General features: G+C 27.5%; 19 protein-coding genes. 5 read left to right on the top strand and 14 right to left on the bottom strand.

Features of this window, described 5'->3' with window-relative positions; genetic code table 11:
* From CRU95_RS07895 to yajC, 4 genes are all read right to left on the bottom strand, one after another.
* Positions 1 to 496 (bottom strand): hypothetical protein (locus tag CRU95_RS07895; RefSeq protein WP_164969749.1); only part of this gene is annotated, 496 nt, incomplete at its 3' end.
* A 593-nt stretch (positions 497 to 1,089) separates the two neighbouring features.
* On the bottom strand, positions 1,090 to 2,061 hold the full coding sequence (secF, locus tag CRU95_RS07890) for a protein translocase subunit SecF (RefSeq protein ID WP_129100598.1): 972 nt from the start codon (positions 2,059 to 2,061) through the stop codon (positions 1,090 to 1,092).
* A complete protein-coding gene (gene secD / locus CRU95_RS07885) occupies positions 2,061 to 3,629 on the bottom strand; it encodes a protein translocase subunit SecD (protein ID WP_129100597.1) in 1,569 nt (522 codons plus the stop codon). The genes secF and secD overlap by 1 nt, the downstream gene beginning before the upstream one ends.
* Positions 3,630 to 3,703: 74 nt before the next feature.
* Complete coding sequence (yajC, locus tag CRU95_RS07880; RefSeq protein WP_129100596.1) at positions 3,704 to 3,973, bottom strand: preprotein translocase subunit YajC; 270 nt, start codon at positions 3,971 to 3,973, stop codon at positions 3,704 to 3,706.
* A 25-nt stretch (positions 3,974 to 3,998) separates the two neighbouring features.
* On the opposite strand from yajC, the gene CRU95_RS07875 reads away from it, so the two are divergent.
* Positions 3,999 to 5,228, top strand: a complete 1,230-nt coding sequence (locus CRU95_RS07875) for an apolipoprotein N-acyltransferase (protein ID WP_129100595.1) — start codon at positions 3,999 to 4,001, stop codon at positions 5,226 to 5,228.
* On the opposite strand, the gene CRU95_RS07870 is transcribed toward CRU95_RS07875, so the two are convergent.
* Genes CRU95_RS07870 through CRU95_RS07825 form a run of 10 tightly spaced genes read right to left on the bottom strand, consistent with a single transcriptional unit; the run spans position 5,218 to position 17,294 of the window.
* Positions 5,218 to 6,621 (bottom strand): CCA tRNA nucleotidyltransferase, encoded by a 1,404-nt coding sequence (locus CRU95_RS07870; protein WP_129100594.1) that lies wholly within the window; start codon positions 6,619 to 6,621, stop codon positions 5,218 to 5,220. The genes CRU95_RS07875 and CRU95_RS07870 overlap by 11 nt on opposite strands.
* Positions 6,593 to 7,408, bottom strand: a complete 816-nt coding sequence (locus CRU95_RS07865; protein ID WP_129100593.1) for a mechanosensitive ion channel family protein — start codon at positions 7,406 to 7,408, stop codon at positions 6,593 to 6,595. The genes CRU95_RS07870 and CRU95_RS07865 overlap by 29 nt, the downstream gene beginning before the upstream one ends.
* Before the next feature lie 9 nt (positions 7,409 to 7,417).
* Positions 7,418 to 9,136 (bottom strand): proline--tRNA ligase, encoded by a 1,719-nt coding sequence (locus CRU95_RS07860; protein WP_129100592.1) that lies wholly within the window; start codon positions 9,134 to 9,136, stop codon positions 7,418 to 7,420.
* Between the two features lie 10 nt (positions 9,137 to 9,146).
* Positions 9,147 to 10,442: a glutamyl-tRNA reductase gene (gene hemA, locus CRU95_RS07855; RefSeq protein WP_129100591.1), complete on the bottom strand. Its 1,296-nt coding sequence runs from the start codon at positions 10,440 to 10,442 to the stop codon at positions 9,147 to 9,149.
* Between the two features lie 3 nt (positions 10,443 to 10,445).
* Positions 10,446 to 11,342, bottom strand: a complete 897-nt coding sequence (locus tag CRU95_RS07850; protein WP_129100590.1) for a polyprenyl synthetase family protein — start codon at positions 11,340 to 11,342, stop codon at positions 10,446 to 10,448.
* A gap of 8 nt (positions 11,343 to 11,350) precedes the next feature.
* Positions 11,351 to 11,620, bottom strand: a complete 270-nt coding sequence (locus tag CRU95_RS07845) for a DUF2018 family protein (RefSeq protein WP_129100589.1) — start codon at positions 11,618 to 11,620, stop codon at positions 11,351 to 11,353.
* Position 11,621: 1 nt separating this feature from the next.
* Entirely contained in the window at positions 11,622 to 12,914 is a 1,293-nt protein-coding gene (gene hisD, locus CRU95_RS07840) for a histidinol dehydrogenase (RefSeq protein ID WP_129100588.1), read from the bottom strand.
* Positions 12,915 to 12,921: 7 nt separating this feature from the next.
* On the bottom strand, positions 12,922 to 13,434 hold the full coding sequence (locus tag CRU95_RS07835; protein WP_258238659.1) for a shikimate kinase: 513 nt from the start codon (positions 13,432 to 13,434) through the stop codon (positions 12,922 to 12,924).
* Positions 13,435 to 13,467: 33 nt separating this feature from the next.
* Positions 13,468 to 16,380: an ABC transporter substrate-binding protein gene (locus tag CRU95_RS07830; RefSeq protein ID WP_129100587.1), complete on the bottom strand. Its 2,913-nt coding sequence runs from the start codon at positions 16,378 to 16,380 to the stop codon at positions 13,468 to 13,470.
* 26 nt (positions 16,381 to 16,406) lie between these two features.
* Complete coding sequence (locus CRU95_RS07825) at positions 16,407 to 17,294, bottom strand: pyridoxal-phosphate dependent enzyme (RefSeq protein ID WP_129100586.1); 888 nt, start codon at positions 17,292 to 17,294, stop codon at positions 16,407 to 16,409.
* Positions 17,295 to 17,337: 43 nt separating this feature from the next.
* Between CRU95_RS07825 and CRU95_RS07820 the strand changes: the two genes are divergently transcribed.
* The 4 genes from CRU95_RS07820 (at position 17,338) to CRU95_RS07805 (ending at position 20,362) form a co-directional block, all read left to right on the top strand.
* Positions 17,338 to 17,814 carry a MotA/TolQ/ExbB proton channel family protein gene (locus tag CRU95_RS07820; RefSeq protein ID WP_129100585.1) on the top strand — a complete coding sequence of 159 codons (477 nt, stop codon included), beginning with the start codon at positions 17,338 to 17,340 and terminating at the stop codon, positions 17,812 to 17,814.
* Complete coding sequence (locus CRU95_RS07815) at positions 17,811 to 18,206, top strand: biopolymer transporter ExbD (RefSeq protein WP_129100584.1); 396 nt, start codon at positions 17,811 to 17,813, stop codon at positions 18,204 to 18,206. Before CRU95_RS07820 ends, CRU95_RS07815 begins: the two co-directional genes overlap by 4 nt.
* Positions 18,207 to 18,302: 96 nt before the next feature.
* A complete protein-coding gene (locus CRU95_RS07810) occupies positions 18,303 to 19,730 on the top strand; it encodes an EAL domain-containing protein (RefSeq protein WP_129100583.1) in 1,428 nt (475 codons plus the stop codon).
* Positions 19,731 to 19,834: 104 nt separating this feature from the next.
* Positions 19,835 to 20,362, top strand: coding sequence for a DUF3124 domain-containing protein (locus CRU95_RS07805; RefSeq protein ID WP_164969748.1), 528 nt, complete (start codon positions 19,835 to 19,837; stop codon positions 20,360 to 20,362).
* Positions 20,363 to 20,421 lie beyond the last annotated feature (59 nt).

Here is a 20,421-nt window from a genome sequence, read left to right as displayed (position 1 = left end):
GGTTAGTTTTGTCCATTAAAACATCTTTAAAATTAACAATATCATCAAAAGATGTTAATTCTAAATTTATCTTACCAATTATAATACTTCTGGAAAAATCACAATATGATGAAAAAACACTATTTCTTAAATTTAATGAACTTTTGAAAATGCAGTTATTAAAGATTAACTGGCAATCTATTTGTTTATTTTCAATAATTACTTCATTTTCAAATACACAAGATTCAAATATTAATTCATTTAAAGTAATGTTTTTTCTAAACTTATCTGTAAAAGATATGGAAGGGAGATAAAAATTTTTACTAAAAATACATTCTTTAAATTTTATAATTTTTTCATTTTCTATTATATTTACAATATTATTAAAAAAAGAATTCTTGTCTATAGCAGTATCAACTACAATAAATTTCTTATTTCTTAATTCATAGTAACCGTTAGTGATTTTTTCAGCATTAAGATTAATAGTTTGATAGTTTGTTATTATTTTCATTTCCATAAATTCTTCTTTTATTAATTTCAAATTACATTATAGCATTTCTATTTCTTGATACTTTCCACTTTTCTTTTTATAAAGAAAAGTTCGCAAAAGAAAAGCGTTCACAGGTTCCAAAATAGCTAAAAAATATATAGAAATTCTAAAATTACAAAACTCGACTCCGTACCTCCGTCTCAAACAGTTGTAATTTCTTTACGAATTTATACAGATTTTTCTTCACGCGATTTTGAAAATGCTCACATTTTAAGAAGGTTGAAATTATCATTAGTCTAAATTGAAGATAGAAAAGCCAGACTTTGTTAAAGCTGGAAGTTTTTGATTTCTTTTCGGAAAAGACCGAGAATGTTTGAAAGATAAAAAGTGCTAAATGCACTTTTTATCTTGAGTTTCGCAGGTCAGAAAATAAATCATAAACTGGAAGGTAGCTTTGCCTTTAACAACGTCTGGGAGCTTCTTTTTGGTTCTTTTTCTTACGGATAAGAAAAAGAATAAAACATCACAAAATATTGGTATTTAATCTCCAATTTGACATAAAAAAAGGGAAGAGTAAAAACTCTTCCCTTTTAAAAGATGATGTTTAGAAACTACGTTTCTTAGACTGTTCCTTGCTCAAACATCGCCCTCATCTTCTCTTTCTCTTTTTGTTTCTTCACCTTCTCAACTTCTTTAGCTCTAAAATCCTCAATAGAGAATTTTAATTGAACTAAAAATGAAGCTGCGATAAAGATAGATGAATATGTACCTACAATAATACCCACTAATAAAGTAAAGGCAAAACCATTGATAATCTCTCCACCGAAGAAATATAAAGTAGCAACAACAAAGAAAGTTGTCAATGAAGTAAGAGTAGTTCTTGATAGTGTTCTTGAAACAGAATCATTAACTACTGTTGAAAGGTCACTCTCTTTTGAAGTTTGAACTCCCTCTCTAATTCTATCAAATACAATAATTGTATCATTTAATGAGTATCCTAGAAGTGTAAGAATAGCTGCTAAGATATCTAAGTTTACTTCTATTCCAAATAAACTAACAGCACCTAAAGCAATAGTAACATCATGTACTAAAGCCAAAATAGAAGCAAGGGCAAATCTCCACTCAAATCTAAAAGATACATAAATCATAATCACAATTAATGATAAAACAAAGGCCATTAACCCTTTTTCTCTTAACTCACCACCAACTTTTGGTCCTACTATATCAACTCTTCTTATTTCAAAGTTTCCAGTACTTGCTAGTACATTTCTAATCTCATCACTTAAGTCACTTGATACACTATTTGTTGATGTTGTTACTCTAATAATTATCTCATCATCACTACCAAATTTTGTGATTGAAGAGTTTTTGTACTCTTTTGTTTTATTTAAAATATCTCTAATTTTGTCAATTGGAGCAGCTTTTTCATATTTTACTTGAACTAAAGTTCCACCAGCAAAATCAATACCAAAATTAACACCTTTTGTAAAAAGTAATACAATCGATGCCACAACTAAAATAGTAGAAAAACCTAAAAATGGTAATCTCTTACCCATAAAATTATATATTTTATCGCCTTTAAAAAATTCCATTATTTCATCCCAAACCATTTTCTTAAATTTTTCTCTCTATTCATCTTAGGTAATAAAGACTCATAGATACCATGTGTACCAAGTATTGCAGTTAACATAGATGCTAATATACCAATAGAAATAGTAATAGCAAACCCTTTTATAGGTCCTGTTCCATATACATAAAGAATAACTGCCACAAGTAAAGTTGTAATATTTGCATCTAAGATTGCTCTCATTGCATTTGAATAACCATCTTCTATAGCTTTTGTAATAGATACTCCATTTTTAAGTAGTTCTTTTATTCTCTCTGTGATAATAACATTGGCATCAACAGCCATACCTACTGTTAATACAATACCCGCCATTCCTGGTAAAGTTAAGGTTGCTCCAAACATAGCCATTATAGCTATTATAATAAATATATTTGTTACAAGTGCCACATTTGCAACAACACCAGCCATACCATAATAAGCAATCATAAACACAACAACTAAAGCAAAACCAGCAATTAATGCTATCATTGAAGATTTAATAGAATCAGCTCCCAAAGATGGACCAACACTTCTTTTTTCTAACAATTCAACAGAAGCAGGTAAAGCACCACTTCTAAGTGCAATTGCTACATTTCCAGCTTCTACAACAGTAAATCCACCAGAAATTTGTCCGCTTCCTCCACCAATTCTCTCTCTAATATTTGGTGCAGAATAAACTTTTCCATCTAAAACAATAGCAAGTCTTTTCCCAACACTTTTTGCGGTAAAGTCACCAAAAACTTTTGCACCAATAGAATTTAGTGTAAAATTAATAATTGCTTGATTTGACTGGTCAAAAGAAACTTGTGCATCTGTTACTTGACTTCCATTTAAGATTGGTATTTCTTTTACAAGATATTTTTTAGCAGGTTCATTTGCATCTTCTAAAATAATATCTCCATATTGTGAAGCTTCAGAACCACTCATAGTATAAACTTGATCAGCTCTATCTTCATCTACTGCCATAAGTTCTAAGTTTGCAGGTTTTGAGATAAGTTCTCTTGCTGCTTGTTCATCTGCTTGAGTTTTTATTCCTGGAAGTTCAACAACAATATCAGTTGTCCCTTGTCTAACAACAGTAGGTTCAGCTAAACCAAATTGGTCAAGCCTATTTCTAATAGTCTCAACAGCTTGTGAAACAGCTTGATCTTTTGTAAGTGCAATCTCTTCAGGAGTTAAAGTTAATTCATAATTATTATCTTCACTCTTTGAAATAACTAAGCCCTTGATTTTTTTAAGCATCTCATCAACTCTTTTAACTTCATCTGGGTCTAGTATAATAAAGCTTACACTATCTGGGTTTATTGATAAATCTTCAATCAATATATCTTCATCATCAGTATAATATTTTACTGTTGCTGCTATTGATTTGATTTTAGAAACTACTGCTTCTTGTGTTTTTACACCTAATAAAAGATGAAGTCCACCTTGTAAGTCAAGTCCTAAAGAGATTTTTTTACCTGTATTGGTTTGAAGAAATGATGGCATAGAAAATGCGACACCAAAAATAATGCTTAATATAAATATTATAAGTCTATAATTTAAGATTTTCAATCTTTATCCTTAAATAGTAAGTTGTTTATAAAGGTAAGTGGTAAGACATGTAAAAAGTTTTACATGTCTAATTTTTATTCAGCAAGTTTAGCTACAAACTCTCTTGCTAATTTCATTTCTGAACCATCTACATTTTTTACAGTTAAAGAAGTCTCTTCAACTTTTGAAATTTCAACGATTAAGCCACCATTTGTTACAATCTTGTCACCTTTTTTCAAATCCGCAATCATTTGCTTATGCTGTTTAGCTTGCTTTTGTTGTGGTCTAATAATTAAAAAGTAGAATATTGCAAATAATGCAACAAGAGGTAATAATGAACTTATTAAGTCACCGCTTTGACCCATGGTACTTCCTTTATAATGGTTTGATATGTTTTTCCTAAAACGCGTGTATTTTAACAAAATCAATATAATAAAAGGCTTGATTACAGCTTTATTGTTCTCAACTCCTATATATTTAGCATATTTTGGATTTGAAATCAAAATTATCAATACAATTTGTTTACTTCTTTCTTTATATTTTATTTTAAGAATAGATAGAATTTCGCTTTTTTATAGTGGTTTTTTTGTTGGAATTTTATGGTTTTATTGGGTAAGTTTTTCTTTTAGATATTATGATTTGAGTTATTTAATTCCTCTTGTGATTTTATTTTTTGGCCTTATTTATGCTTTTCTTTTCTTATTTATTTCCATAAAAGATAATATTTATTTAAGAGCCATGCTCTTTTTTACTTTAACATATTTAAATCCCTTTGGGTTTAACTGGTTCAAACCTGATATTTTACTTTTAGATAGCTATTTTGAAGCAAATAAAATAGTGCTTGTTCTTGTTATTTTATCTACAATATTTTTAGTTAAAAGAAGAGTCTTTATTTATACAATATGTATAATTATTATTTCTTTTATACACATAAATCCAAAGCCAACACTTCTTAGTAATGTAGATATATCTTTGCCAAATTTTTATTTCAATCAAGATTATAAATGGGATAGAAAAAACCTTGCAGCCATTATTGATACAAATTTCAAACAAATTAATGAAGCAATAAAAGAAAATAAAGATGTAGTTGTACTACCAGAAACTACCTTTCCTTTTATATTAAATAAACAAGAATTTGTACTACAAAGTTTATTAGAAAAGTCACATAAAATCACAATCATAGCTGGTGCTTTGTATTACAAAGATAATGAATATAAAAACTCAACTTATATTTTCAAGGCTGGTAATTTACAAGTTGCTTCAAAAGTCGTATTAGTACCCTTTGGAGAAGAGATTCCTTTACCTAAAATATTTAGGGATTTCATAAATAAAATATTTTATAATGGTGCAAAAGACTATACAAAAGATAGTACTCCAACAGATTATAGAATAAAAAATGTACTTTTTAGAAATGCTATTTGTTATGAAGCTACAAGTGAAGAGTTATATAAAAACCTAGGAAATACAAAAAATATTATTGCCATATCAAATAATGCTTGGTTTACCCCATCTATTGAACCAACTTTACAAAAACTTTTACTAAGGCTTTATTCAAAAAAATATGGAGTTAATATCTATCATGAGATAAATGGAAGTGAAAATTATATCATCACCCCTTGATATATTTCTCTTTTATTTTTTCTATTATTAACTCTTTTGGTAAATCTTCATCAAGTTGTAAATCAAAAGCATACTCCAAAATCTCTTTAAATAAAACTCCTGGAGCAAATCCTAAAGCTATCAAATCTTTTCCCATAACAATAGATTTTGGTCCACTATTTGTAACTTCTAATTGTGAAGCTCTGTTTTTTAACCAAGAAATGGCTTCATGGCATTTGCATTTATCTTCAATTGTTCGACCTAAACAATCAGCTAGACAAACTAAACATAACATCTCAATATCAACTTTTAAGGCTAATCTTTTTACTGCCTTATCACTACTATTGTGCAAATATAATTGAAAAGGAGAAAGGTGATATTTAACTAAGGGAAAAACATCTGCTATAAGTTTTTTGTCATTTGTTAGTTTTTCTAAAAATGATACTGTGGGTTTTATGCCCAAAGACTCATGTTTATGTGAAGTTATTTTCCCATCTATTACTTTTGTACATAAAGGTTTTCCAAAATCATGACAAAGTATTGCTAAAAACAAAACTAAATCTTTATTCTCATCATTTGTTTTTATTTTTGCCATTTCATCTAAACACATTAAAGTATGAATCCAAACATCACCTTCTGGATGGTATTGGGGCTCTTGTTCACAGCCAATTAGTACCTTTAATTCTGAAAAATATTCTAATACTCCCAACTCTTTTAAAAGTTCAAATCCAATTGAGGGCTTAGATGATTTTAAAAAGAGTTTTTTTAACTCCTCAAAAATTCGCTCTTTTGGCAACTCTTCTAAATCTTTATTTGAAACTATTTTTTTACATAATTCTAATGTCTTATTATCTAAGGTAAATTCAAATCTTGATGCAAATTGTACTGCTCGATAAACTCTTAAAGGATCTTCAATAAAACTATTATCATCTATATGTCTTAAAGTTTTATTTTCTAAATCTTTTAATCCATCAAATGGATCTAAAATCTCTTCATTTGTAAAATCATATCCAAGTGCATTGATTGTAAAATCTCGTCTAATAGCTGCTTCTTTAAAGCTTAAATAACTATTACTTATGACTTCAAAACCTTTATGTCCTTTTGCAATTTTTTTTTCAACTCTTGGCAGGGCAAAATCATACTCGTCACCATCAACTGAGAGTTTTAGCACTCCATATGATTTACCAACAAGTTTTACTTTTCCAAATTGTTCTAAATATTTTGAGAGTATTTCAAAGTTTTCTATATGAAAAACTTCTATGTCATAATCTTTTATTTGTAAGTTTAAAAAGTGGTCTCTAACACATCCTCCTACAAGAATAGGTTTGGCACCCTTTTCTTGTAAAAGTTTTAGTATCCCTGTTAGAGTATTAGGTAACTTGATACTAGTTTTTTTCGTTGATAATATGCACATCTCTTTGAGGGAAAGGAATAGAAATTCCTTCTTTATCAAATGTATTTTTAATCTCTTCAATTAAAGCCCATTTTACAGCCCAGAAATCAGGTGTACTAACCCAAACTCTAACTACAAAATTTACTGATGAATCACCTAATTCTGAAACAGCAACTGTGATTGCTTCATCTTTTAGAACTTTTTCATTTGATTCAATTATTTTTGTAATAATATCTTTTACTATTTTTAAGTTATCTCCATAACCAACACCAATAACTAAATCAACTCTTCTTTTAGGATGAGCATTTACATTTGTTATGCTTCCTGCAGTAATTGCACCATTTGGCACTAAAACTCTTTGATTATCAGGTGTTGTAAACTCTGTATTAAACAGATGAACTTCGGTAATAGTTCCACTTACTCCACCAGCAGTTACATAATCACCTATTTTAAAAGGTTTGAAAAATATAATCATAACACCAGAAGCAAAATTTGATAATGAATCTTTAAGTGCTAAACCAACAGCAAGACCTGCTGCTCCAATAATAGCTAAAAATGATGTTGACTCAACTCCAATTTGTTCTAATGCTGTTAATACAACAACTACAAGCAATACATAATAAATAATATCATCAAAAAAGTTTATTAATGTCGCATCAAGTTTTGGATTTCTTCTTAATATCTTTGCAACAACTTCTGTTATTTTTTTTGCTAACCATTTACCAATTACAAATATTAAAATTGCCATAGCAATATTTAATGAGTATACTCCAATCATATCCGAAACTGTTTGAATACTATTTCCCATTTCTGCCCCTTATATTAGTTTTTTTAATTTGTTTACAACTTCGTCTAACGATACTTCTTCTTTTTCTAAAGTTTTTCTATTTACAATTTCAACTATACCTTCTGGTAGTTTTTTACCAACAACTACAGCATAAGGAAAACCAATAAGTTCAAAATCACTCATTTTAAATCCAAATCTAGCATTTAATCTATCATCTAAGATTGTAGAGATACCTGCTATTTTAAGGTCATTGTAAATCTTCTTCCCAGCATCTAATTCTTCTTCTTTTTTTGCATTTGAAACAATAACATCAACCATAAAAGGTGCAGTCTCTTTTGTCCAAATACACCCTTTATCATCATGATTTTGTTCAATTACAGCTGCTACTAATCTTGAAACTCCAATTCCATAACAACCCATTACAAAAGGTTGTGCTTTTCCATTGTTATCTAAAAATGTAGCATCCATAGCACTTGAATATTTTGTTCCAAGTTGGAAAATATGCCCAGCTTCTATTCCTTTTGTGTGAATTAGTTTTCCACCACAACAAGAACAAACATCTCCCTCTTGAACAACAATCAAATCAAAATATTTTGCATCTTTTAAAGTTGTTAAATCAGTTCCTGTAAAGTGATAATCAACTTCATTAGCACCACAAACTAACCCAACTTCATCTTTTAATTCACTATCAATTACATAAGTTAAATTTTCAGGTAAATTAAATGGTCCGCAAAATCCTGCAACTAATCTTGCACTTAAAATATCTTCTTCATTTGCTTCAATTAACTCTAAAGCATCAACTGCATTTGCTGCTTTTGTCTCTTCAAGTTCATCATTTCCTCTTACAAAGAAAACTACCACTTCTTCTTTATCTTTATAAATTGCTTTTTTGATAACTGCTTTTATTGATTGGGCTTTTGGTGAACTTAAGAAATTAGAAACATCTTCGATTGTTTTCATACCTTCTGTTAGTACTTTTTCCATTTTTACATTTTCAGAACTTACATCATACCAATCTTTAATCTCTTTTTTTGCTCTAACAGCAGCTTCAATATTTGCCCCATATTCACAATCTTCACATACAACAATAGTATCTTCTCCCGAGTTTGCTAATACCATAAACTCTTTAGAACCACTTCCACCAATAGCACCACTATCAGCAGCAACAACTCTAAACTCTAAACCTAGTCTTTCATAAATCTTTTTGTATGCATCTTCCATTACATGAAATTCTCTTACTAAATCTTCATGTGTAGCATGGAAAGAGTAAGCATCTTTCATCAAAAATTCTCTACCTCTCATAAGTCCAAATCTAGGTCTTGCTTCATCTCTAAATTTTGTATTTATGTGATATAAATTTACTGGTAAATCTTTATATGATGTAATTCTATTTTTTACAATATCAACTACAGTCTCTTCATTTGTTGGACTTAGTACAAATCCTGCACCTTTTCTGTCTTTAAATTTTAGTAATTCAGGTCCCATAACACTTGCTCGACCTGATTGTTCCCAAAGTTCTAAGGGTGTAACAAAACTCATCAAAAGTTCATTTGCACCTGTATTATCCATCTCTTCTTTTACAACAGCTCTTATTTTATCTAGTACGATTTTTCCAAGGGGTAAAAAATTATATAAACCAGAACCTGTTTGAGTTATAAAACCACCTCTTATTAAATATTGGTGAGATGCCAAAGTTGCATCATTTGGTGTCTCTTTTGTAGTTGGCATAAACATTTGAGAAAATTTCATTAACATATTCCTAATAATTAAATTTTATTGCGTGGTCACATTTTTTAATAGAGTTTGAACCACCTTCTAACCCAAAAACAGATTGTACTGTTCCCAAAATAATATCACATTCCACATCTTTTGATATCTTTTTTAATTGTGTTGTTGGTTCATGTAAAAACTCATTTAAAACTGTTTGACAAAGTTTTTTTATATTTTCTTCATCTTCAGCTTTTATAAATCCTTTTTTTATAGCATTTTCTAATTTCTTTTCAATTACATTGTCAGCTTTTTTATATAGATGTTTTACCACTGGTTCTACTTCTAGTGATTTTAGCCATTTGAAGAATTTCTCAGATTCTTGATTTACAATCATATATGCTCTTTTTGCTTGTTCTGCTCGAAGTATCATATTAGAATTTACAATATCTTGTAAATCATCTACCGCATAAATTTGTAAATTTGGACTTTCAAACTCTTCTATATCTCTAGGCAATGCTATATCAAACCAATATCTATTGAAAGTACATGGTTTTACCATATCTTCTTTTATGATTGGATATGGAGCTGAAGTTGCTGTAACCATAACAGGAACTTCATTTAAGTATTTTTCTAGATTTTCATAAGCTTGAACATCAACTTCAAAATCAAAAGTATCCACTAACATCTTAGCTTTTTTAATATCTCTACTAATTAAAATAATATCAAATCCAGCTTTATTTAAATGTTTCATAGTAAGCTCACTCATCTCACCTGCACCAATAACTAAAGCTTTCACACCTTGTGTGTCTTTAATAATATCTTTTGCTTTTGAAACAGCAGTAGAAGCCACCGATACAGAACCTGTACCTAAGCTTGTTTCATTTCTAACATTAGCAGCACATTTAAAAGCATAATTCATAGCTTTTGATATATCTTTTCCACAATACCCTTTAGATAAAGCTAATCTAAAAGAGTCTTTTAATTGTCCTACAATTTGTGTTTCACCAATTACAAGTGAATCCAAAGCAGATGCCACAGAAAAAAGATGATGAATAGCACCTGTATTATCATATATATCTGCTATTTCTATTAAATTATCAAAATCTAAACCAGAATATTTTGCTAAAGTATCAAAAATCTTATTTGTAGATTGTTTTATATTTGAAGAGGTAGTCATAATTTCTACTCTATTACATGTAGATAATAGTACAACCTCATCAATTGAGTCATCTGCTTTTACATTTTTTAAAAAAGTTTCTACTGAACTTTCATTTGAAAAAGCAATCTTTTCTCTTGTTTGTATATCTGTATTTTTGTGTGTAAAAGAGATACTTAAATAACTCATATCCTAAAACTCTCTTTCTATCATTTCTTTCATTATTTTAATTAGTCCTTCAGAATTTTCATCTTCTAAAATCATAATCGCCTCTCTTCCTAAAGCTTTTGCTTGAGAAATTGCATCATTTAAGGAATCTGTTCGCTCCATTTGTTGTTTTATCCAAAGAGCATCAACTTCGTTTAACTCTTTTTTGAAAAGCGATTCTAATTTTGTTTTATCATCTAATCTTTGATGTAACAACAAATATGGAATAGTAGCCTTTCCTTCCACAAAATCAAACATTGCAGGTTTTCCTAAAGTTTGTGCATCTTGCGTAATATCTAAAATATCATCAATCATTTGAAAAGCAAGACCAAGATTTTTTCCATATAGTGCATATTTTTCTTCATCTTTATTTGCTAGTATTGCAGCACTTGCAGCACTTGCTTCTATTAATGAAGCAGTTTTTTTATAAATCATATCAAGGTACAAACTATAATCGGTATTAAAATTCTTAGTTAAATCAATATCCATCATCTCACCAATACTTAGTTTTGTAACGGCACTTGAGATATTATATGCTACTTTTCTATTCATTTGTGAAAGTTCAGTAAAGGCTTTAGAGTATAAAACATCTCCAAACATAATAGCAGTTTTAGCATCATATAAAGCATTAACAGAAGGACTTCCTCTTCTAGTAGTTGCTTCATCTATAACATCATCATGTAAAAGTGATGCGGCATGAATCATCTCTACTATTGCACATAGTTTTATTGATTCTTCATTTACTCCTGCAATTTTAAGTATTAGTTTTGACCTTAGCATCTTTCCCGTTGCCAAATGTCCAAAAAGTTCTACACTTTTTTCATCTTCACACTCTTTTACAAACTCTAAAATTTTTTCTTTTACTATTTTTAATTCTTCCACAAAATACCTTATGAATCTAATCTACAAATAATTTCACCAGTAAACTCTATATATAAATCATCTTTTACTTTAGAGACTTCATCTAGATTTTCTAAAACAAAAGAGTTTATATCTTCATTTACATCATAAGATTCACCTTTATCTTTTGATAAAAGTAATTCCATCGCTGCGTATTTTTCAAATATTTTATCTAATTCATCACTTACAATTTCACTTGAAGCGTGTTTGACGACATCTAAAAATTTTGATTTAGGTGTTCCAAATAAAATATCATCCATATTATTTTTCTAATCTCACTCTTACAGATTTTGCATGGGCTGTTAGACCTTCTGTATCTGCCAATAATGCACAAGCTTCGCCAAGTTCATCAATCGCTTCTTGTGAGAAACTTATGATTGAAGATTTTTTCAAAAAGTTTTCCACATTTAATGGACTATAAAACTTAGCTGTACTTCCAGTTGGAAGTGTATGATTTGGTCCTGCTATATAATCACCTATTGGCTCAGGAGTATTTTTACCTAAGAAAATAGCACCTGCATGTTTTATTTTTGGCAATAATTCAAAAGCATTGTTAGTCATTATTTCTAAATGTTCTGGTGCTATTTCATTCATATATTTTATAGCTTCATCCATATCTTTTGCAATGATTATAACACCTCTTTCATCAATAGATTTTTTAGCTATTTCACGTCTGCTTAACTCTTGTAAAAATCTATCAACTTCTATTGAAGTAAGTTCTGCCACTTTGTCACAAGTTGTTATCATAATAGAACTTGCCATTTCATCATGTTCTGCTTGAGAAAGTAAATCAATAGCTAAAAATCTAGGGTTTGCACTTGCATCACTTAAGATTCCAATCTCACTTGGACCTGCAATCATGTCAATATTTACTTCCCCAAAAACTAACTTTTTAGCAGTTGCAACAAATATATTTCCAGGTCCTGTTATAACATCTACTTTAGGAATAGTCTCAGTCCCATAAGCCATAGCAGCAATAGCACTTGCACCACCTACTTTAAATGCTTTTTTAATTCCACAAATATGACATGCTGCAAGAAGAAGTTCATTAATCTCATCATTTGGAGTTGGAGTGCATACAACTATCTCTTCAACACCTGCAACTATTGCTGGAATTGCATTCATAAGTAAGCTACTTGGGTATGCAGCTTTTCCACCAGGGATATAAAGTCCTGCTCTATCAACCGCACTTACTTTTTGTCCTAAAATTGTTCCATTTTTTTCAAAATCAATCCAAGATTTTGGTAGTTGTTTTTCATGGTAAGCTTTAATTCTATCATATGCTATATGAAGTGATTTTTTTAATTTTTCATCAATATTCTCATAAGCTTTTTTCATATCATCAATTGATATTTCTAAATCACTATCTTCTTTTACTTCCCATTTGTCAAATTTTGAAATATGCTCTTTTATTGCACCATTTCCTTTTTCAACAATCTCATCAATAATATTTGTAACTATTGCAGAAACACCTTTGATATCAGTTTTTGCTCTTGCTTGTATATTTTCAAACTCTTCTTTAAAATTTGAATCTGTAGTATTTATTATTTTCATTTAGTCCTCATTCACACTTGCTTATTAATTCTTTAATAATATCTTCCATATCTCTAGCTTCCACATCAACTATTACATCAGATACTTTTTCATACTCTTTAATTCTTGTTTCATAAAGTTTTTTTGCTTCATCAAGATTTTTAAGAAGTGGTCTTTTATCTAGTTTTTGTTTGGCATTTGGAGCATCATTAATTCTTTTTAAGATACCTTCAAAAGAGGATTTCAAATAAACAACTTTACCAATATTTTTAATATTTTCTTGCCTATAAAATCCACCACCTGTTGATATAACGGTGTTTGTAATTGATTTTTCTAACCACAAAGCACATTGTTTTTCCAAGTCTCTAAAATAAGATTCACCTTCATCTTTGAAAATTGTTTTAATTTTCTTCTTTGTGATACTCTCTATTAAGTCATCTGTATCAATAGAAAATCTACCACTAGATTTAAACAAAGCTCGTGCAATGGTACCCTTACCTACACCCATAAAACCGATTAGTATAATATTGTTTTTATTCATAACTTGCGATTATAGCTAAATAAAATTAAAACTTTAAAGGATAGGCAAATAAATAAGGAAATTAGCACCTTTATATTTTTTATTTTCCCACTCAAACTCTTCATTTCTAACTTCAATTTTTCCATTAATATGATTTTCAATAATCTGATGAGTCATGTATAAACCAATACCTGTACCATTACTTTTATGCTTTGTTGTAAAGTATGGTTCAAAAATTTTATCAATTATGTCTTTTGGAACTCCGCCTGCATTATCTTTTATTGATAAAACTAAATATTTATCTTCTTTAAAAACATCAAAAAATATAAATTTCTCTTCATTTAAATTATTTAAGTTTAAAGCATCTTTTGCGTTGTTAAATATATTAACACTTGCTTGAATTAGTTCATTAAGATAAGTATTTATCTCTAAATCTTCACATTTATTGTTTGTAAAAAGTGTAATTGCATTATCTTTTAAAGTACTAATTATCAGATTTTTATTTTTGTCAATGATAAAATTTGATGTAACCCGAGTCTTTTCTTTATCAGATTTATAAAAATTTCTAAAATCATCTATAGTTTGAGACAAATATTGTGCTGATTCATTCATATTATCCAATGAAGAGATAACACTTTCTTCCTCATATTTGCCTACCATAAGTTTTAGTTTTAGACCTGTAGATACTGCACTAATAACGCTTAATGGCTGTCTCCATTGATGTGCAATATTTCCAATCATCTCTCCCATTGCTGCCATTTTTGATTGTTTGAAAAATAACATCTCTTTTTCTTTTATTTCCCTTAAATCAATTAGACTTATAACATAAACAGCTTTCCCCTCAAAAGCAGTTGTTTTTACTTTTATTAAAGAAGGAATTATATTATTATCTTTATCTTTTATATTTATTTCAAAGGGCTCATCTTTTGTATATAAATTTTTTATAATCTCTCGTCTTGAACCACTCTCAAGAAAGTTTAAAATATTTTTTCCTATTAATTCTTTTTTTTCTTTATATCCTAAGAGTTTTAAAGCATTTTCATTTGTATCTATACAAATATTCTTTTCAATCACAAAAATAGAATCCATAGTTGAACTAAGAAGCATTTCAAAACTTTTTAAAGTATGTTCTAACTCTTTTTGCATTCTTTTAAATTGATTATTACTCTCTTTTAATTTATTTCTTTGTTCTTGAATTTTCTTATTTTTATTAATCAATTCTTTTTGTCTATAACTAATCAGAAGTATTACTATTAAAAATCCAATAGTAACTTTCCATAATAAAGAGTAATCAATACCCTTATCAAACTTTATATTTATCCATTTATTTAGAATTTCTTGCTTTTTATCTTCAGGAATATTTTCTATAACTTTATTAAAAATCTCCAATAACTCCAAATCATCTTTTTGAACCCCAATACTTAAATCTAAAGCTTCATCAAATTTTCCTACTATTTTTAGTTCAGTTGTATACTCTTTTTGAATTTTATATCCAACAACAGATAAACAATCGATATATCCAAAAACCTCACCTGAGAGTACTTTATGCAATCCCTCTTCAATTGAATTTACTTCAACAATATTATTGTAATTATATTTTTCTTTTAAAATATCAACAATTCCATAATTTTTTACTACTGCTAATTTTCTTTTTCCTATGATTTTTTTTACATCAGGAACAAATAACTCATCATTTTTTGTGACAACAACAAAATTTGAAGAGATATATGGTTTTGTAAAATTAATATACTTTTCTCTCTCTTTCGTATCCATGGCAAGGGAAAGAATATCACACTTTTTTTCTTTTAATTTTTCTAAACTATCACTCCAACTATTTGTGGGTACTAAAATAATTGGTACATGCAATATACTTTGGAAATAATCCATATACTCTTTACTTATACCAATATATCTACCATTTTGTATTTTTTCTAAAGGCATCCAATTAGGATCAATACAAACATTGATTTTCTTTTTATTTTGTAAATATTCTTTATTTTTAGTGTTAAAAAGATCATTCTTTTTGTAATAGTTATTTTTAAATACAATATCTTTATTCGTAATATTTTTACTTAAATTAGAACTTTCTATTTTTTCAAGTATGCTTCCAACAAATTCACTTCTAATACTACCTATGTCATATATATCTGGCATGATTAGTTTTTCAATTTCATCAGCTTCAAATAATAGGGCATCTTTTGATTTTAGTTTTGAGTATTTGTAATAAATGATATTTACAATCTCTTTTTTATGACTAAAGGCATATTCCCAACCTTTATTTGTAGCATCAATAAATTTTCTTATTTGTTCAGGGTTCTTATCTACTGTACTTTTTAGTGAAAATAAATTAAGACTAAAAGTAGCTAAGTCATAATTTGAAGGATCGATTATATTATATGGTATTTTTGACTTTTTGATTTCGTATAGTTCATTTGATAAATATGCAGTTATAATATCTACTTTGCCATTTAAAAAATCTTCTGATGAAAAATGATGTGGCTCAATCTTTTTAAAATCACTTTTTTTGATTGAGAATTTTTTTAGCAATTCTGATAAAACAGATTTCTCTAATTCGTTTTTACTTGCCATTATAACTTTATTTTTAAAATCATATGGAGTAATAATATCTTGTTTTGATACAAAAACTAAACCAGACTTTTTCATATAATTTGCTAAAAGCATTAGAGGTTTTTTATCATTGTAATATTCAAATAATGATAAATCAAAAATACCAAAATCAGCTTTTTCATTTGTCACATCATCTATTATATTTGTATCTTTTGTAAATTCTCTTATATCTACATCAAGTCCGATATCTTTATAATAACCTTTTTCATATGCTGTTATAAAACCTGCAAATTCAAACTGATATTTCCAATTTAATTGAAGGGATACTTTCTCTAATTCTTTAGAAAAAAGAGCAGAATAAAAGAATAATAATATTAATAGTAATTTATTTATTTTCATTATTCACTATTTTAGTAGATTTAAACTTAAAGATATTTGTTTTTATATCTACTTACCATACTTTCATTACCTAAAATTCCGCCTTGATGTATATACAAAATTTCACTTTCATTAAAATATTTTGATGATACCAAAGTGAGCCAACCTAAACTATCATAAAGTAAATCAAACTCTATATTTGTTTGACTTAAAAGATTTAAATGCATTTCATAAAACTCTTTATAAAGCTTTCCAAAGTGATATTTTTTTTTAGTTTTTATTATTGTAGGATGTTTGATTTCATCACTATTTAATTGCAAAAACTGCTTTTTAAGATAGTTTTCATCACCTACACAAGGAGAAGTTAATACTTCTACATCTAAATGTTTTTGTAAAAAAAGTGCTGTTGTTCCAGTACCACTAGGCAAATACACTTTTAAATTTTCTTTTTTATTTTCTTTTATCCAAGTGTTTATTTCATGGGCTAATATCTTTATTCCATATTCAGCTTCTTTTACTCTTCCACCCTCTTCTATATATGCAAAATCTTTTTCATCTTTTAAAATTTCTTTTTCTACATACTCTTGACTTGACAAATCATCTTTTTGTATTTCTATTATATTTGCACCATTTTTTAATGCCTCTTTATAATTTCCTTGAGGATTCTTTTTTAAAAAAGAAGCTATGTGAGAGACATAAAAATCTAGTTTTACATTTTTTATTTTTGCTAAAACAGACAAAGAGTACAAAGAGTTTGCTTGGGGGGAACCAAAAGAGATGATTTTTTTAATACCATTAAAGTCTTTGTTTAAAAAATAGTAAAATTTTCTTGCTTTATTACCTGAGAACTCTTTACTTAATAAATCATCTCTTTTAATAAAAACTTGATGATTTTGAAAATTTATTGAATCAATTCTTGAGTTTATATATTCCATTAAACTTATTATACTAAAATAACTAAAAAATTTGGAGTAAGTAATGGATTTAATGCAATATGTTGATAAGGGTGGTGTTATTGTTTATATTCTTATTTTTTTAAACATAATAGGATTTACTATTATTATTTGGAAATTCTTTACACTTCCAAGAAAAAATGCCATGGTTAAAAAAATAAGAGATAAAGTAAATACTCAAAATGGTCTTACAATATATGCCCAAATAGAATATGAAGTAAAAAAATTAGAGACTGGTTTAACTTATGTAAAAAATATAGCTTCTATAGCTCCACTTTTAGGGCTTCTTGGTACAGTTTATGGAGTATTTAAATCTTTTGAAGCAATTACAAAAAATGGACTAGGAGATCCAAGTATTTTTTCTAATGGTATCTCTATTGCCTTGATTACTACAATTGCTGGACTTATTGTTGCTATACCACATCATATTGCTTATAATCATTTTATTTCACAAATAGATTCTATAGAATTAAAAGCAAAAAAAGAGATTGTTAAATCATGAAAAGAAGAGAGTCTTTAGGTATGGATTTAACACCCATTATTGATGTGGTGTTTATTTTGCTCATATTTTTTATAGTTACTTCTGTATTTAAAAAAGAAGAATTAGCTTTAGTTTTAGATTTACCAAAATCAAATGCTAAAGAGACTGAAGTCTCAAAGGATGAGATATTTATAGAACTTTCACCTACAAAACTTGCTATAAAAGGAATAGAAGTGTCATTTGAATCATTAGAAGACAATCTCAAACAAATAAAAGATAAAACAAAGCCACTAATAATTCGAATTGATGAAAAAGTTCAATATAAAAGAGTAGTAAAAGTTTTGGACTTATTGCAAAAATATAACTTAAATAATTTAGCATTAATAACGGAAAAACAAACTTCAAATGAATAGATAAAATAATTATTTTTTTAGTTTATTTATAAAGAAATTATTTTTTTTTTGCTATTATAAACAAAAAACTTCGATAATATCGAATCAAGGCACCATATGATAAAAAAATATTCTGATGAAATAATTCTTATTTTATTAATTTTAATAATTTCTCCCATTTTAATTGAACTTAATTTATTTGAAAATATATACAAATTCACTCGTGATTATGAAAAATATAGTGTAGATGAATTCTTTTTAGTTTTTATTTCTATATTAATTGCATCTTCACTTTACGCACTTAAAAAACTTAAAGATTTAAAGAAAATTAGAAAAGAACTTATTGCAGTAAATGAAATTGATTCTCTTACTAAATTAAAAAATAGAAATGCATTTTTAAATGTTGATGACAGAGAATATAATTATGTAGTACTTTTAAATGTTATTGATTTTGGTGTTTTTAATAAGTATCTTGGATTTAAAAAAGCTGATAAACTTTTAGTAATGATTTCAAATGAATTAAACTCCATAGTAAAAGAAAATTTAGAAGTAAATCTTTATAGAATTTATGGAGATGAATTTGCATTTTACTGTAATGAAAATGATATTGAACATTCTATAAAAAGAATAAAACTTCTATTTGAAAAAAAGTCTTTCCTTCTTGATAAAAATGAATTCACTATTCACTTAAATTTTGCCTATTCAGATAAAACACCTAAATATCTCACTGCTCTTTCTGCGTTAAGATATGCCCGAAATAGTATTCATAAAAGCATTTATCTTTATACTGAAAATATTGATATGAAATCAGATTCATTAGAAATGTTAACTACTTTAGAAAATGGATTTAAGGACAAAAGAGTAATTCCTGTTTACCAAGCAATTTATGATAATAAGAACAAATTAACATATAAATATGAAGCTTTAGTTAGAATAAAAGAAAAAGGGACTTTATTAAGTCCTTATTTGTTTATAGATGTGGCAAAGAAGTTTAAACTTTATCATAAAATTACAAGAAATATTTTTGAGCATACATTCAATGACTTTAAGGATCTTACAGATGAATTTTCAATAAATTTATCTTATATTGATGTTATAAATCAACACACAAATGAATTTATATTTAAAATGCTTGAATCACACCCAAATGTTGCAAATCGACTAACAATAGAATTTTTAGAAACAGAAAATATAATGGATTATGAATTTTTGATTCAATTTACAAATCAATTAAGAAAATATGGTACAAAAGTTGCATTAGATGATTTTGGTTCAGGATACTCTAATTGGAACAATATATTAAAACTAAAACCTGATTATTTAAAAATAGATGGTAGTCTTATTCAAAACCTTGTAAATAACCAAAATAACATAAATATTATCAAACTAATTGTAGAGTTTTCTAAAATTAATGGTATTAAAACTGTTGCAGAATTTGTTGATAATGAAAAACTTGCTCAATTAATTATTGATTTAGGTATAGATTATTCACAAGGTTACCTTTATGCTCAACCAAAAGAAAAACACTTAATTTGGGGAAATTAATACACTAAACTTCTTATTTTTAATTTATGCTTACTATTAGTATATATGTTAATCATATTCTTGCTAGAATTAAATAGTTTTAAATTATTCCAAGGAGTTTAAACTTGAAAAATAGACTTAATTTATTAAAAATAATTTCAATTATACTTTTATATACTTTTTTTGCAACTGGCTGCACAGAAAATGAAAACAATAAAAAGAAACCAAAAGAATACACACACTTCTATCCTTCTGAAAGAATTACATCAGACATAGATAGACATGAAACTGTATATGTTCCTGTATATTCTCATGTTTATACATCTGATGAAAAGTATGAACTAATGGGTATTACACTTAGTGTTAGAAATACAGATTTTAAACAAAATATGTGGATAAAAAAAATATCTTATTATAGTACACAAGGTGAACTTCTAGAATCATATGTTTCAAAATCTCATGAATTAAACCCTATGGCTTCAATTGATTTTGTTGTTGATTTAAATGATATAAGAGGTGGTTCAGGAGCAAACTTCATTGTGGAATGGGAAGGTTCAAAAACTTTATCTAATCCAATTATCCAAGCTGTTATGGTAAATAATTCTGGAAATAAAGCATTTTCTTTTATCACTAATGGAGAAAATTTAAAATAAATTGTAAAAGTACTTAAATTTGATATAAATTAAGAAGATAATAGCTTCTTAATTTTATA

The sequence above is a fragment of the Arcobacter sp. F2176 genome, from assembly GCF_004116465.1.
GTDB classification, from domain to species: Bacteria; Campylobacterota; Campylobacteria; order Campylobacterales; family Arcobacteraceae; genus Arcobacter; species Arcobacter siniprincipis.
Note: the sequence above shows the minus strand (reverse complement) of the source record. Positions and strands in the feature narration are given on the sequence as shown.